Source organism: Streptomyces sp. AC555_RSS877 (assembly GCF_019049245.1).
Classification (GTDB): domain Bacteria; phylum Actinomycetota; class Actinomycetes; order Streptomycetales; family Streptomycetaceae; genus Streptomyces.
Genome location: NZ_JAGMUK010000086.1, coordinates 1 through 13857, shown reverse-complemented (window position 1 = coordinate 13857; position 13857 = coordinate 1). Strand labels below are relative to the sequence as shown.

The following is a 13857-nucleotide window of genomic DNA, read 5'->3' as shown; positions in this document are numbered from 1 at the left end:
GAATCCGACTCCGTACTCACGCATCAAGGCCCGGTACGACATCCCTGCCCGGGCGTCACGGCGGATCGCCGCGTACAAGTCGACCTTGGACTTCGGTGGCGCCATCGCAGCCTCATCTCGCAGAGCATGTCCATGCTCCCACCGCAAGCCCTCAAGCGTTGCCAGAACTCGGTTCTGGCACAGATCTTGGGGAGCGGTCGCGGAGGGCGACGGTGGCGTTCGATTTGCAAGGAATGATTACGAATCCCGCCAGCCCTAAGGGCTTGCAGATCATTAACACGTCGTCTTGATCTTGTCGTGGGGCTCGCCGGTTTGGGCGTGGACTCGAGCCTGGAGGGCAGCGAGGACGGCGGGTGGCGTCGTCGCGGGTGGGATGACGATGCCGTGTCCCTGGAACAGTTTCCTGTTCTTCAGGAGGGTGCGGTGCATCGCGGTCCGGCTGCTGCCGAACAGTACGGCGAGAGGTTCGGCGGCGAGGGTGACCCGCAGATGGAGCACGGTGGCCAGGACCTGTTCGGGGAAGGCGAGCCTGGGCGGACGGCCGCGCCGGGTATCGCCGTCTCGGGCCACAGTTGCTGTGAGGGCGTCCAGTTGTTGCCGGGACATGCCGGTCAGGGCGGGATCGGACAGCAGGGCCTGGTCCCACTGCGGGGCCGGAGCCTGCGGGGCCCGGGCCATCGGGACGGCCGGACGGTGCTGCGGGTGCAGTGCATAGTTCCAGTCGCCGTGGAAGGCGTGCCGGGTCAGCGGCAGTGCCGCCATCTCTGCGTCATGGACTCGGACTCCGGTGGGGTAGGTGTTGGTGTCGAGTGCGGCGCTCACGCGAAGTCCGGTGCGGGTGGTGGTCGCGGCGATGGACTGGACGATGACTTCGTGGCTGGTCAGTGGGCGGCCGCGCCAGTTCATGGTGATGTGTGAGAAGAGCCGGTGGTGAAGTCGGCCCGGGGCGCGGTCTCGTCTTTCGATCGAGCCGTTTCCCCGGAGCCGCTTCCCGCACCCGGCGTGCGGCTCTCACCGCACCGGGCGCTCCACAAGTCCCGTTCAACCATGGACAGTTATCTTCATCCGGTGGTCGGCCAGGGTGAAGGGATGACCGTTCCCCGGTATCGGTAGCGCGTGGTGCGCACTTTGCCGGGATCGAACAATGTCCGTTCCTCTCCTGATGGCCACCAACCTCCACCGCAGTAGCGGCGGCGGAGGTCCTTCCTGTTGATCCGGTGGTGTTTGCGGCGCAGCCATTTCATGACCTGGCTCCATGTGTACGAGCTGAGGTACTGGAAGGTCGCGCTGGACACCCCGGGGCGGAAGTACATGCACCAGCCGAACAGCATCTTGTTGATCTGGATGAGCAGTTCGTCCAGTGGCAGGCCGGTGGCTGTTTCGCGGCGGATCGTCTTGACCTTGTCCATCGCGGCCTTGAGGGCCTTGCGCGAGGGATAGGTGTAGATGTAGCTGCGGCTGGAGCCCCGTTTGCGGTGGCGCTGGATGTGCCACCCGAGGAAGTCCAGCCCCTCGTCGATATGGGTGATCAAAGTCTTCTACACGGACAGGCGCAAACCCATCGTGGACAACACCTCCGCGATCTCCTCGCGCAGAGCTTCGGCGTCGTCCTTGGTGCCGGAGACCATCAGGCACCAGTCGTCCGCGTACCTGGAAAGCCGGTAGTTGGGGAGACCTTGACGACCTCGCTTGGCCCTCGCCCAGGGCGTGGACCCCGGCCCTCCCGGTGACTGGGCGATGTACTCGTCCAGGACCGACAGCGCCACGTTGCTCATCAACGGCGAGAGAATCGAACCCTGTGGGGTACCGGCGGTGGTCTCCCGAAGCACGCGATCCTCCCCGAGGATGCCCGACTTCAAGAACGCCTTCACCATGGCCAGGACGCGGTTGTCTTTGACGCGCTTGCGCACTACGGGGCCTCCGCCACGTCCTGGAGCCGTCGGCCGACGACGGGCCTGCCCACCGGCTGACTGGATGTCAGCCGGGAAGGGTGCCTCCAGCACGCTTCCCACGTTCACCACTCTCCGGTCGGCGAGTGAGCCGCCCAGCTCTACCCCGACAGCATCGCCACACTTACGCCGCAGGCATTCAGCGTGGCCTCCTCACCAGCATCGAAAGACCGGCTTCGAAGTCGCCGCCCACGAGAAGGCGGCGTGCGCTGCACCCGGCCCATATCCTCCAGATTGGAGCCGGTGGAACACTTACGGGACGTCAGGCACTGGTTCCTCTCGTACGGCGTCTCGTCTTGCTTGCCGGACACGCGCCGTCTGGAAGTACCGACGCGCTCCGTCGTTGTCAGGGCTGCTCCCACCTCTCCGTGCGTCTCCACTGATCGGCTGCCCTCAGCTTCACCGGGCTGCTGCGACAGCCCGGCGGCAGGGTTCTTTCACCCCTGCCCGGCAACAGTGGCGCCTCGTGGCGCACCTCGATCTTGTTCCACTTCGATGTGCTGGGCGGCAGGTGGCACACGGTGATCGTCAGCCCGGTTTCGGCGGCGAGCTGGGCCAGTTCGAGTTTCCAGGCCCGGGTGCGGTAGCCGTTGGAGCCGCCTGCGTCAGCGGTGATCAGCAGTCGTGCCGCATGCGGGTAGGCAGCCTGGCCCTGGCCGTGCCACCAGCGGCGGATCGACTCCACGGCGAACGCGGCGGTGTCGTGATCGGTGCCGACGTTGACCCAGCCGGTGTTCGCCGCGACGTCATAGATCCCGTAGGGGACGGCCTTGCCCAGCTGCGGGTCGGCGAAGTCATGCACGTTCACCGGCACCGGCTCACCTGACGGCCGCCACTGCCGGCCGTTGTTCTTGAACTCGCCGACGAGTTCCTTCTTCTTGGTGTCCACGCTGATGACCGGCTGGCCGGTGTCCCGGTGCTCGCGGGCCTGCTCGTTGAGATAGCGGAACTGCGCATCCCGGTCCGGGTGCTGGCTGCCTTCGATCGTCTTGGCGTTGGCCTGCAGACTGAAGCCTTCCTCCCGCAGCAGCCCGGCGACGGTGTCGGCACTGACGCGATGCCCGGCCCGCGTCAGCTCCCGCGCAAGCGCGCGCGTGGACTTCACCGTCCACCGCAACGGCGACATCGGGTCACCTCGCACATCCGGCTCAACCAGCGCCAGCAGTGCCGGCCGCAGCCCCGGATCCAGATCCGCGGCCCGTTTGCGGCCCCCGCCCGGACGGCGCACCCGCCCCAGAGGCTCCTCACCCGCCTCGAGTTCGAACACGCCCTTGCGGACCGTCGTCTCACTGACCGCGGCGGCCTGCGCGACGGCCCGGACACCGCCGTGCCCCAGCACCCGGGGCTCCACAGCCATCAGCAGCCGTCGCTGCCGCTCATCCAGATGCGGGAGCAACACCGCGAACTTCACGGCGAGTTGGTCACGAGTCTCATCCGGGATGCGCATACCACGCCAACGAGCCACAGGACGGGAAGCAACACCTTGATTCCCCGCAAGCCCTAAGACTTGTCCCGTAAGTGCTGGTCACAGATGAGGATCTTGATGTGCCTGGTGTGATCACGGCGTCGGAGCCCGTCCTGGATAGCCCCGTTCACCGGGCTGAGCCCGCGTCAGTACGGCAAGCTGATCACTGCGTTGCGACGTGAGAGCGCGGATCCGGTCCCCAAGGGCCGGCCCCCGAGCCTGCCGCTGGAGGACCGGGTCCTTCTGGTCGCCGCGTACTGGCGAACCAACCTGCGCTGCGCCAACTCGCCCCGCTGTTCGGGGGGTCGCCGTCGAGGACCGTCCGCGTAATCGGCGGGCGGTCCCAGAGGGCGAGGATTTCGTTGGTGAGGGCCACCATCCGGAGCGGATGCCGGTCGCCGCGGACCTCGATGCCGGCTGCGAGCAGCGAGCGCGGAACGGCCCCGGCATCGAGGAGGACGCGCCAGTCCTCCGGTCCGAGTTCGAGGTACTCCAGACCCCTCAACCGGGCGATCTCCAGCGGGTCGGCGAGCGTGCCCTGACAAGCCATGAGGGTCCGCAGACGGGGCAGCCCGGTGACAGGCGCGAGGCTGAACGGCTCGCCGTCCCACACGCCGAGGGACAGCACCTCCAGTCCGGGGTGGACCGCGGCCTCGACACTCTGCAGGCTCGCATGGTTGACCCAGGCCACGGCCGGCGCCTCGGCCCCGCCACGGCCGCGGCGGACTTTCTTGCGCCCGTTCAGCACCAGGTCGGTGAGGGAGTCGGCGACCAGGCCGGCGCCGACGTTCTCCTCATGGCTGAGGATGATGATCTGCCCAGTCTCTTCCGCCTTCACTGCCGCCTGGGCGGCAGCCTTGGCCGCCTGCTCCTGCGGGCTCATGCGGGTGACTCCGAGCCGGCTCAGTCGCCGGAACCCTTGCCGTGCTTGCCCTTTCCTTTGCGGTCCTCGTCGTCTCCGCGAGTCTCCGGCGAGGGGGGTGCCGGGGAGGGGATCGCCGTCGTTGGCGAGGCGGTCGTTGGCGGCGAGGTGGGGGCCTCGCCGGCCGGTACGGACCTGACCGTCGCAGGGGTAGGGGAAGCGGGCGGCGAGGGGCTGTCGTCGCCAGAGTTCAGACTTGCCCCAATGACGGCTGCACCGGCGAACAGGGCGACAGCCGCTCCGCCCAGGGCCGCTTTCGAGGCCAGCCTGCGGCGGTCGCGCGGGCGGGAGTGCGACATCCGGGTATCGGCAGGGGGTGACGGGGGAGACGAGGGGATGGGCGGGGCCGGTATGAAGGCTGCGTCGTTCTCGGCCGGCGGCGGCGTCCACTGCTGCGTGTTAAGCCAATCGGCGGCGTGTTCGGTGGCCGGTCGACGGCCGGGGTCTTTTGCGAGCAGCTGTAGCACGTACTCGGACAGCGGCTCCGGTATCTCGGGGCGCAGCTGTGCGGGCGGAGTCGCGGCGGCGTCGACGTGCTGCTGGACCACCGCCAGCGACGTGGCGCCCCGGAACGGAGGCCGCCCGGTGAGCAGTTCGTACAGCACACAGCCGAGCGAGTAGACGTCGGAGGCAGGCAGAGCCGGACGCCCAAGGGCACGCTCGGGGGCCAGGTAGTCGGCGGTGCCGAGGATCTTGCCGGTGGCGGTCAGAGTGCTGGAAGCGTCGTCGGTGAAGCGGGCGATGCCGAAGTCGGTGATCTTCACAGTGCGCTCGGTGGAGATCATTACGTTGGCGGGCTTGATGTCCCGGTGGATCACACCCTGACGGTGCGCGGTGGACAGGCCCGCCGCCATCTGCGCCGCGATGCTCACCGCCTCCTGCGGGTCCAGAACGCCGCGCATGGACCGCTCCTGGGCCAGACTCCAGCCGTCGACGAGCTCCATGACCAGGTAGAGCTGATCGTGGTGGGAGCCGAAGTCGTACACGCTCACCACGTTGGGGTGGTTGAGGCGACCAGCGGTCTGCGCTTCCATACGGAAGCGCTCGGTGTCCGTCGTTTCCTCCGCCCGAACGAGCTTGACCGCGACAAGGCGGCCGAGGACCTCGTCGGCGGCTCGCCACACTTCCCCCATCGCGCCGTGCCCGAGCAGCTCCTGCAGCTGATAGCGGTCCGCCAGCAGCACCTGTGCACCCACCCCGCATCGACAACGGCTGATCACCACGAGACCCGAATTCCCACGATTAGTGATCTTTTGGGCTGTGGTGCGCTCAGAGTACCGGGGCGCGCCGGGCGACCTGAGCCGGTCCCGACAAGACGTGCGCCGGGCAGGCAGACGACGGGGGGTGCACCTGCCTGCCCTGCACCAAGCACTCGCTCAAAAGGGGGGAGCGAGCGCCACGGGACCTCACGGTCCTCTTGGTACAGCGCAGCACAAACCCCCGGTGTCACACCTGGCACTCCGCCCCCGTGTCAGCTGGGCCATTGCGACTGCCGGCTGTCGGCGCGTACCGTCGCCTGTCCGCCCGTCGGGGGGCGGACAGGCCGTCCGATCGGAGGACGCTATGGCCCTCAGCAAGATCGCCCAGGAGTTCGCTGCCGAGATCCGCAACCACGACTGGTCCGATGCGCCCTGGCGGCTCGACCGAGCGGGTCACAGCCGCGCCAGCGACTCCAGCTCCAAGATCACCGAGCGGGTCCTGACGGACAACGAGGCACAGCACGTCAAGACCAACGCGATGTGGGTTACCGCCCAGGTGCTCGGGTACAACGACCCGAACTTCGACGTCTACGAGTTCGCTGAGGCATGCGGGCTCAACACTCGCAACAGCCGTGGCGGAAAGAACGGCGGAATCGACTCGGGCCTGCGCAAGGACGCCTACGGGCGGTTCATGCGTCCTGACACCTGGAAGTTCGATGACGAGTTCATCGCCACGAAGACGAGCGACTTCTACCACGCCGGCACGGACTGCGACTGGTTCCGGCGGGGTTACCGCGGTGGGAGCTGCTGAGGTTCCCCACCGACGGTGAGGTACCCACGCAGTGGAAGCGGTGCGGTCACTGCCTGCCCAGTGAGTCCTGACTTCCTTGCCGACAATGGGTCTCACGGTCCGGGGACCGTGAGACCCAGTCATTTCACTCATGGCTGCGCACGAGCTTCACGAGCAAACGACCAGCTCGAAGCCAAGCTCGGCCGGGACGGACGCGAGGATGTACGGCTGCGCCTGCTCGGGGAGATCACCTTCGGCGCCTGCGCAGGCGCCAAGAACTGGACCGCCGGGCGCGGCAAGGGCGCCGGGAGCCGGGGGGGGCGGGCGGATGACGCTGGCCGCTCTGCCGTACCGCGCCTCCGTGCACTGGAATGTCGTGCCGTGGTACCTGGGCACGGCGAACCCGCATAGCCGCTCCCGGACGCACGGAGATACCAGGGCGGGGCACCGTTTCTCCACGAGGTGATCACCCTGCTGCCCGCACTGGAGGTGGCCGTCCCCATGGGACGCAAGCCCAGGCCGGCTGGGCCGCGCCTCCCGGCCCGCAGCCCGCCGAGAGATCCTGGAGGTACTCCAGCAAGCCGCGCGACTGCTCGGCACCTCGTGGGGTGCCGTAGCTGCGCTTCCTGGCTCCACCGGGACCAGGACCACAGGTTCCGGCTTCGAGGGGCATAAGCTCCGGCCATGAAGTCCGTCATCACGGCCGTCGACGAGGTACCGCGGGACAACGACCGCAAGTCAGCATGCACACCTCGCCGAGCCCGAATTGCAGTGGCCAGGTCGTGGCCGTCGTGACGTTCGACGACGCCGGGGGCAAGGACAACCACTGGAACGTCTGCCACTGGTGGCTCACCAACAATCCTGACGCGGTCGCATTCCAGCAGCGCCAGTAACCCGAAGGCGGGCCTTCACCGGCCAGGCGCCCCCGCTTTTTGCTGCGCAAAGAGGTCTTCCGGCAGGGACGTTGGGTCTGTTGGGCACATCGGCACGGGTCCAGCCCGTCGAGGGACAGCGGTGCAGTACACCCGGCAGGACGTACCCGCCCTGAGCCGCATGTCTGATCACGAGCTGCGGGGTGATGCCGCAGGCGGTGACAGATCCCGCTCCGTCGTGCCTAGGGTGCGCGCATGCTCGACGACGCGACCGTTCAGCGCGCCACAGCCGAACTGCTCTCCGCACCCCAGGCCCTCGGCCCCGCAGCGGGCCCGCTCTTTCGGATCAGGAGCTGGCACAACCGGACGGAGAAGACGTTTGTTCGGGCGCGATCGGTGCAGACGATGAGCTGACACAGCCTTTATATGACGAAGCGGAGAGGCACCATGGGCATCATCGCGTGGATCATCATCGGCCTGCTCGCCGGCGCCATCGCCAAGACCCTGATGCCGGGCAAGGACCCCGGCGGCATCATCATCACCATGCTCATCGGTATCGTCGGCGGTCTGCTCGGCGGCTGGCTCGGCAAGGTGATCTTCGGCGTCGACTCCATCGACGGATTCTTCGACCTCTCCACCTGGATCGCCGCGATCGTCGGCTCCTTCATCCTGCTCGCCCTCTACCGCCTCGTCACCGGCAACCGGCATTCGCACCGTCACGCATGACGTGCTGAAGGCATAACGCCACACTTGGATGGCTCCCTTCCCTTCGCCGGACGGGAGCCGTCGGCGTGTACGGCCCGGGCCCCCGGTGGCCCGCCCACTGGTTGCCGTCGCCCAGGTCCCCGGCGTCCTGCCGCCGTCCGAACAGGGCGCCTGTGCTGCTCGGTGGCATGATCGTGCTTCTCGTGGGCAGGCGATCCGCGTGTCGCGCACCCCGGCAGAACTCGTTTCCCAGGTGAGCTCTTGCCTGGTCCAGGCCGGCTTTCAGGTGCTGGGCGACGCGGACAGCGCGATTCCGGGACTGCGAGTGACCGAGGTGCCCGCAGGCGCTCTGGTCAGCTGGACGGCCTCGGACGGGTTCACCGCGCTCAGCCGTGACCAGGCAGGCCATGCAACAAGCCACGACAGTATGAGGGTGATCGTGCAGGCCGCAATAGCAGGGCTGCTGCTCCAGCTCGGCCACACCGTCACTGAAATGCCTGACGGCGGTGGCCTGATGGTGCTCACCGAAGCGGCCCTCCCACGGGGGCAGCAAGGACAACTAGGGATCGACCGGCCCGACACTCTTGGGCGTCGGCGGTCTGCGCATGGGGCGAAGCCGGCGTCGACGTCACCCGCAGCGCCTCCGGCCGGTGGCGCCACCCCGCAGGGCACCGTACCCGCCCCGACCTCTCCCCCGCCGACGTCGCCCCCTGCAGCCCTCCGCTTCACGGCAGCCGTCAGGCACGACAGCGGGGCCAGCGGGAAGCGCTGCCTCCTACTGAGGGCGGCGTCCGGTGACATCCCCGCCGGGGTCGTCGGGCAGGGCGATGCGGGCGGTGATGCGTTTGCCGACCGGCTCCCGCTGGACCTCGAAGCCCTGCGCGACGGCCATGACGATCTCCAGACCGTGCTGCCCGACCCTGCCCGCATCAGCGGCCCGGGCCACCGGCAGGACCGGATCGCTGTCCCACACCACAACTTCCACCACGGCGCCCGAAACACGCAGTTCCATCAGCACAGGCCCGGGGGCGTACTTGCGGGCGTTGGTGACCAGCTCACTGACCACCAGCTGAGTCAGGTCCATCGCACGTGCGGACACCGGCAGGCCGTGTTCGGCCTGTACGCGGGTGAGGAAGTCCACCGCGCGGTGGCGTGCCTCGGCGATGCAGGATCCGTCACCGTCCAGGGCGACGGTGTCCTGTATCGGAGGGGCATGAGGCACCACGCTGTCTTCACCATCGGGGACTGATTCCGCCGGATCCACCCTTGTTCCCCCATTCATCCGCCTAATCCGCCCGCGGATACCCCGGACTCTGCCTCACATGCCGTGAGCTCGGTCACCCAAAGATTCGAACAGGTGTTCATCGTATTATCGGGACAGGCTGCCAACGCACATCGTGTCGGGGCCCCCGCCCCCATCAGCCAGCGCAGTCGAGGAAAACAGTGACAGACACCCACGGAGCAGCACGGCCCGGCCTGTCGATCGACCACACCACCGTCGACGGCATCCGGGTGATCACCTTGCGCGGCGAGATCGACCACGCCGTCACGGAGCAGTTCACCGAGGCTCTGCTGTCCTACGGCAGTGTGACCTCGCCGCGGACCGTGGTGGACCTCAGCGGCGTGACCTTCATGGACTCCAGCGGCATCAACGCCCTCATCGCCGCCCACACGAGCATGAGTGACGCTCACGGATGGCTGCGTATGGTCGGCGCCCAGGCACCGGTGCTGCGGGTCCTTGCGATCGTCGGCCTGGACCAGGTCATCGGCTGCCATCCCACCGTCGAACAGGCCCTGGCCCCCTGACCTGCGCCGTGCCCGGCCACGACGTCCTGCCCGGCTTCCGCGTCCCGGGCGTCCTGCCGGCGACTGACGGGTTCGCGCATGCCGCCAGCGGCCGCCTTGGTTACGCTCCCTGTGGCCGTGCCCGCGTCGGCTTCCGCCGCGGTTGGTGCCGCTTCTCACCGACCGATCAGGGAGCCACAGCGAACCTCTACGCATCCTGAAACCCGATGACCCGCTTGACCACCCCTCTCAAGCGCTGATCGACCGTGGTCATGGGAAAGCGCTCCCGGCGGTAAGCGAAGGACGGGTAACCGCGCGCGCCCAAGCGTTCTTTGAAGGTGCTGACCGAGGAACCCCCGGGGGAGTCGCCCAGGTGGTAGCAGCGGCAGCCCGCCGCGCAGGCATCCTCGATGGCGTACCGGTGCAGCAGCGTGCTGGCGCGAGCGGGACTGGCCAGTGGTTTGTCCATCCCGGCGCGCCAGTACTTGGCGTGGTGACCGTGCTGGAGGACGATCATGGCCGCCGCCGGCTGGCCTCCGTGCGAGGCCAGCCACACGGCGCAGTTGTCACCGAACACCTCTGCGACCGCCTGGAACTTGCACAGCGGGTCGATGCGCCTTCGGCGCCAGCGGGCCAGCGCCGCGGGCTCGTGCTGCTGGGCCGCCCACCGGGTGACCGACAGCTGGTACAGCTCGTAGAAGGTGGGGACCAGGCGCCCGGTGCGGTCCACCTCGACCTCGAGACCCGCCTTCTCGCCCTTGCGTACAGCGGTCCTCGTCGCCGACTTGAACCGCTCCTGCCAGACGGTGTCGAAGCCGCCTTTGAGGTCCAGGATGTACGTCATGTTCCGCGCCGGCTGGAAGGCCCCGGGCACGGCGGCGGCCCACACTGGTGCCGCGCGCGGCCCGAACCGCACCGAGATGCGGTTGGCCGGGAGACGGCTCAGGTCCTCGAAGACGGCACGCGCCTGTGCGAGGGTCGGCTCCCCATCGGCGAGTGGACCTCCGATGCCCCATTCGGAAGGCCAGGCGTCCTCACCGATGAGCCGGGCCGGCCACCCTCGCCGACGGGCGAGCGGCACCAGCACGGTCCGTTGGCTGTCGAACTCATACAGGCGGCTGGCGTCCTCATAACCTCCGGTGGCGCAGATACACTCCAGCCAGCGCGGTGTCTGCGTGACCAGCACATCGTCGTCGGCCTCGACCAGCTGCTGCCACACCTCCCGCGGGGCGGGAGTACGCACCGCGAAAGCAGGGCGCGTCATCACGGCAGTATTCACGGCCATCCCCCTGCCCTGAAGGACTAAACGGGCCTTACTCCAGAGGATCACAACCAACCACCCCTCGCACCCGCAGCACCGGACATCCCACCCCAGCCGGCACCAGGCCCAAACGCTCCCCGCGTCATGACCCTTACCCGACGGCCTCTACCAACCCGTCCCCGGGCTACCGGTACGCAAAGCGAAACGAGCGGTCGGCACCGGGTCTCGATGGGCTGCGATGCAACCGGTCATCGTGCGGCTGGATGCGAAGAGCGCGATCGACGTCGGCGCAAATGCCGGCTGCTTCCCCATCAAACTCGCCAGCAGCGGGATACCCACGGTCGCGCTGGAGTCGGATCCGAAAACGTTCGGACAACAACCACCGCCGTGCGACGAAACCACCTGGCCAACGTGGCGGTGATGGAACTTGAGCTGCGCCCCGACACCATCGACCTGCTGCCGGTAACCGACTGCACCCTCGTGCTGTCCCTGTGGCATCACCTGGTGCGGGAGCAGGGGCTCGACACGCCACACACCTGCTCAGGGAGCTCTGGGCCCGGACCGGCAAGGTGATGTTCTTCGACAGCGGCGAGGACGAGATGCCCGCCACGTTCGGTCTTCCCCCTATGGTGCCGACACCGGACGCCTGGCTCACGGACTACCTGCAAAACCACTGCTCTGGCGCCCGCATCGAACACCTCGGCCGCCATCGCGCCTTCGACGCTGCCGGTCTCCCGACCGACCGGGCACTCTTCGCCGCGATACGCGAACGACCACAGCACTCCGACGCAGCCGACATCGTGTGAGAAAGCCCGGGTCCGTCAACTCGGCGGATGGCGACGGACCCGGCCTGTGCCCACGATGCCGAACCGGCTTCCCGCCCGCCGCCCGCCCTCAACGCTGCGGGCTGAATGTGGCAGAGCGCCGGGAAAGGACCGACCCACCGTCTTGCACCGCTGCATGAGTGAGGCGGCTGCCGGACCGGACAGCCGCCTCACTCTCCGCTTCTGCTGCCCGCTCAGCCCCGGACGATGTTCTGCGCCTGCAGCCCCTTCTGCCCCTGGCCGACGTCGAAAGCCACATGCTCACCCTCGGTCAGCTCGCGGTGTCCGGGCCCGGGCCGAGGACCGGATCCGGCCCGGGCCACCGGACTGAGCAACCTGCCCCTGCACGACACCGCCCAGAACCGGGTCTGGATGGAGATCGTCCAGATCGCGCTCGACCTGCTGGCCTGGATGCCCATGCTCGCCCTCACCGGCCGGGCGAGGCTCTGGGAACCGCGTCGCCTACGGTTCCGCCTGTTCTCCGCAGCTGGCCAGCTCGTCACCACCGGTCGGCGCAGGATCCTTCGCCTCGCCCGGCACTGGCCCTGGACCTGCGAGATCACCGCCGCCCTTGAACGGCTCGCGCTCCTGCCCGACCCCGGCTGACCAGCAACCCACCGTCCCTTCGACAGCATCGCCCGCCCCGGGCAGTGGAACCCGGCGCCCACCGACGCGACAGCCGGGCCACCGGCCTGCCCACCATCAGCTCCGGAAAGCAAAAGGGCCCACCGACTCCGTCGGCGGACCCCCCGCGAAAGATCGAGGTTAGGGACGTGGACCGGCTTTGCGTCGAAGACAGCACGACGAAGGAAGAGGTCGAGAAGTCGTGACCGACTTCCTGAAGCACCTGGTCAGCTGACGGTCGGGCCGGTCAGGTTTCGGTCCGGCAAAGGGTCATCGACGGGCACGGATGCGGCTCGGAGCCCACCGTCCATCGCCGAGGTCGCCGCCTCCATTGGGTTCGGGTGCTTCCGGCGAGCGAAATGCATGACCGCGACATCCCTAAAGTGATCCTCGCAGAGCATGCGGGCTGCCTCAGGAGGTCGTTGTGTGTCTCCTGCGCAGTGGACGCATGGTTCACCGCGCTGGAACATGACCTCTGTCATGATCGTGCCGTCCCGTCCGTACGGACCGGTGAATCACCGAAATTCGCTGGCAAAATCACCGCTCTTCCATGCTGCGCTTTCGGTAGGTCCGCCGCTACCCCTCCGCCTGCTTGGTTGGTGAGGTGGTGTCCTGGACACGGTCAGGACACCAGACGCCGGGTGACGACCAAAAGCGACCATAAGTAACGATGACCTATCTGCCCAGCTCAGAGGTCATTCGGCCGAGTCGTTGCAGGCCGGGACAGACCCCCGATAAGTACTGGTCCTACTGCTGCCCGGCAGCGCGCTGCAGGTAGGGCGCTCAGTCCCGGATGTAGGGCCGGTGCCAGTGGCGTTCGGCTTGTCCTACCTTCCAAGCGTGGGTCTGAGCTGGTCATTCATAAGATCGGTGGACCCAGGGGTTGGCGCTGACGGGAACTACGAGACATCGATGCCGACTGTCCGCGACCGCTCCCACAGCGGGCGGGCATGCCCGGTCCCCTCGCAGTGGAAGCACTGGCCGGCCACGGGTGTGCGGGCGCCGAGGGTGCTGATGCCGAGGGTGCCGATGGAGTCCCGCAGGAGCTGGTGAGGCCTGCATTGTGGCCGGTGTGCAGCGCCAGTTCCTGCCGCCTGCCGACCATGATTCTCTTCGCGGAGCACCGAGACTCGTATGTCTTTCGGCTCCAGCAGTGTCTTCGCTTCGCTGTGTCCTCGCTTGGTGAGCACCCATACCTGTCGCTGGTCGTCCTGGACCGATTCGATCCTCACCAGGTGGTGTTCCTCCAGATCCAGGAGGTTGTCCCGCGTGAGCTTGTCGTGCTGGTTGTCCGGGCGGGTCAGCTTCCACAGCTGATCGGGCGTCGCCCTTTGAAAGATCCCCAGCGCTTGCAGTAGTTCCCAACTGGAGTTCACGCGGGTTCCCTGAGACGTACGGCGGTCGCATCGGCGCAAGTACGCAGGTGAGCACCCTGCGCCGGACGAATCAGCGAGCGCACGA

The 13857-nt window shown here is 67.8% G+C and carries 12 protein-coding genes and 6 pseudogenes; 8 read left to right on the top strand and 10 right to left on the bottom strand.

Going from position 1 to position 13857, the window contains the following annotated elements; genetic code table 11:
- Positions 1 to 273: 273 nt before the first annotated feature.
- The 4 genes and pseudogenes from KUM49_RS34290 to KUM49_RS34280 form a co-directional block, all read right to left on the bottom strand.
- Positions 274 to 939: pseudogene (locus KUM49_RS34290) on the bottom strand (ISAzo13 family transposase); the annotation flags it as partial.
- A 122-nt stretch (positions 940 to 1061) separates the two neighbouring features.
- A complete protein-coding gene (locus KUM49_RS48930; protein ID WP_254402232.1) occupies positions 1062 to 1532 on the bottom strand; it encodes a group II intron maturase-specific domain-containing protein in 471 nt (156 codons plus the stop codon).
- Positions 1533 to 1538: 6 nt separating this feature from the next.
- Complete coding sequence (locus tag KUM49_RS50385) at positions 1539 to 1910, bottom strand: reverse transcriptase domain-containing protein (protein WP_308406889.1); 372 nt, start codon at positions 1908 to 1910, stop codon at positions 1539 to 1541.
- 508 nt (positions 1911 to 2418) lie between these two features.
- A pseudogene (locus KUM49_RS34280) lies at positions 2419 to 3396 on the bottom strand (ISAzo13 family transposase); the annotation flags it as partial.
- Between the two features lie 98 nt (positions 3397 to 3494).
- Between KUM49_RS34280 and KUM49_RS34275 the strand changes: the two are divergent.
- Positions 3495 to 3746, top strand: a pseudogene (locus tag KUM49_RS34275) (transposase family protein); the annotation flags it as partial.
- On the opposite strand, the pseudogene KUM49_RS34270 reads toward KUM49_RS34275, so the two are convergent.
- A pseudogene (locus KUM49_RS34270) lies at positions 3719 to 4237 on the bottom strand (SMI1/KNR4 family protein); the annotation flags it as partial. The pseudogenes KUM49_RS34275 and KUM49_RS34270 overlap by 28 nt on opposite strands.
- An 80-nt stretch (positions 4238 to 4317) precedes the next feature.
- On the bottom strand, positions 4318 to 5532 hold the full coding sequence (locus KUM49_RS34265) for a serine/threonine-protein kinase (protein WP_308406887.1): 1215 nt from the start codon (positions 5530 to 5532) through the stop codon (positions 4318 to 4320).
- Positions 5533 to 5899: 367 nt separating this feature from the next.
- Here KUM49_RS34265 and KUM49_RS34260 point away from each other — a divergent pair, with 367 nt between their 5' ends.
- The 3 genes from KUM49_RS34260 (at position 5900) to KUM49_RS34250 (ending at position 7923) form a co-directional block, all read left to right on the top strand.
- Positions 5900 to 6346: a hypothetical protein gene (locus KUM49_RS34260; RefSeq protein WP_217240870.1), complete on the top strand. Its 447-nt coding sequence runs from the start codon at positions 5900 to 5902 to the stop codon at positions 6344 to 6346.
- A 1106-nt stretch (positions 6347 to 7452) separates the two neighbouring features.
- Positions 7453 to 7611 (top strand): hypothetical protein, encoded by a 159-nt coding sequence (locus tag KUM49_RS34255; protein WP_217240869.1) that lies wholly within the window; start codon positions 7453 to 7455, stop codon positions 7609 to 7611.
- 33 nt (positions 7612 to 7644) lie between these two features.
- The gene (locus KUM49_RS34250; protein ID WP_217240871.1) at positions 7645 to 7923 is read left to right on the top strand and encodes a GlsB/YeaQ/YmgE family stress response membrane protein; all 279 of its coding nucleotides are present in this window, start codon (positions 7645 to 7647) and stop codon (positions 7921 to 7923) included.
- Between the two features lie 754 nt (positions 7924 to 8677).
- On the opposite strand, the gene KUM49_RS34245 is transcribed toward KUM49_RS34250, so the two are convergent.
- A complete protein-coding gene (locus tag KUM49_RS34245) occupies positions 8678 to 9184 on the bottom strand; it encodes an ATP-binding protein (protein WP_254402231.1) in 507 nt (168 codons plus the stop codon).
- A gap of 161 nt (positions 9185 to 9345) precedes the next feature.
- Between KUM49_RS34245 and KUM49_RS34240 the strand changes: the two genes are divergently transcribed.
- A complete protein-coding gene (locus KUM49_RS34240) occupies positions 9346 to 9708 on the top strand; it encodes an STAS domain-containing protein (RefSeq protein WP_217240867.1) in 363 nt (120 codons plus the stop codon).
- Between the two features lie 187 nt (positions 9709 to 9895).
- Here the strand turns inward: KUM49_RS34240 and KUM49_RS34235 are convergent, their stop codons facing one another.
- A complete protein-coding gene (locus tag KUM49_RS34235) occupies positions 9896 to 10951 on the bottom strand; it encodes a GNAT family N-acetyltransferase (protein ID WP_217240866.1) in 1056 nt (351 codons plus the stop codon).
- Positions 10952 to 11186: 235 nt separating this feature from the next.
- On the opposite strand from KUM49_RS34235, the gene KUM49_RS34230 reads away from it, so the two are divergent.
- On the top strand, positions 11187 to 11369 hold the full coding sequence (locus tag KUM49_RS34230; RefSeq protein ID WP_217240865.1) for a hypothetical protein: 183 nt from the start codon (positions 11187 to 11189) through the stop codon (positions 11367 to 11369).
- 151 nt (positions 11370 to 11520) lie between these two features.
- Positions 11521 to 11754: a hypothetical protein gene (locus tag KUM49_RS34225; protein ID WP_217240864.1), complete on the top strand. Its 234-nt coding sequence runs from the start codon at positions 11521 to 11523 to the stop codon at positions 11752 to 11754.
- Positions 11755 to 11966: 212 nt separating this feature from the next.
- Here KUM49_RS34225 and KUM49_RS48920 read toward each other — a convergent pair.
- Positions 11967 to 12065, bottom strand: a pseudogene (locus tag KUM49_RS48920) (cold-shock protein); the annotation flags it as partial.
- On the opposite strand from KUM49_RS48920, the pseudogene KUM49_RS34220 reads away from it, so the two are divergent.
- Positions 12056 to 12378, top strand: a pseudogene (locus tag KUM49_RS34220) (transposase); the annotation flags it as partial. The pseudogenes KUM49_RS48920 and KUM49_RS34220 overlap by 10 nt on opposite strands.
- Positions 12379 to 13295: 917 nt before the next feature.
- On the opposite strand, the gene KUM49_RS48915 reads toward KUM49_RS34220, so the two are convergent.
- Positions 13296 to 13772: a hypothetical protein gene (locus tag KUM49_RS48915; RefSeq protein WP_308406885.1), complete on the bottom strand. Its 477-nt coding sequence runs from the start codon at positions 13770 to 13772 to the stop codon at positions 13296 to 13298.
- Between the last annotated feature and the right edge of the window lie 85 nt (positions 13773 to 13857).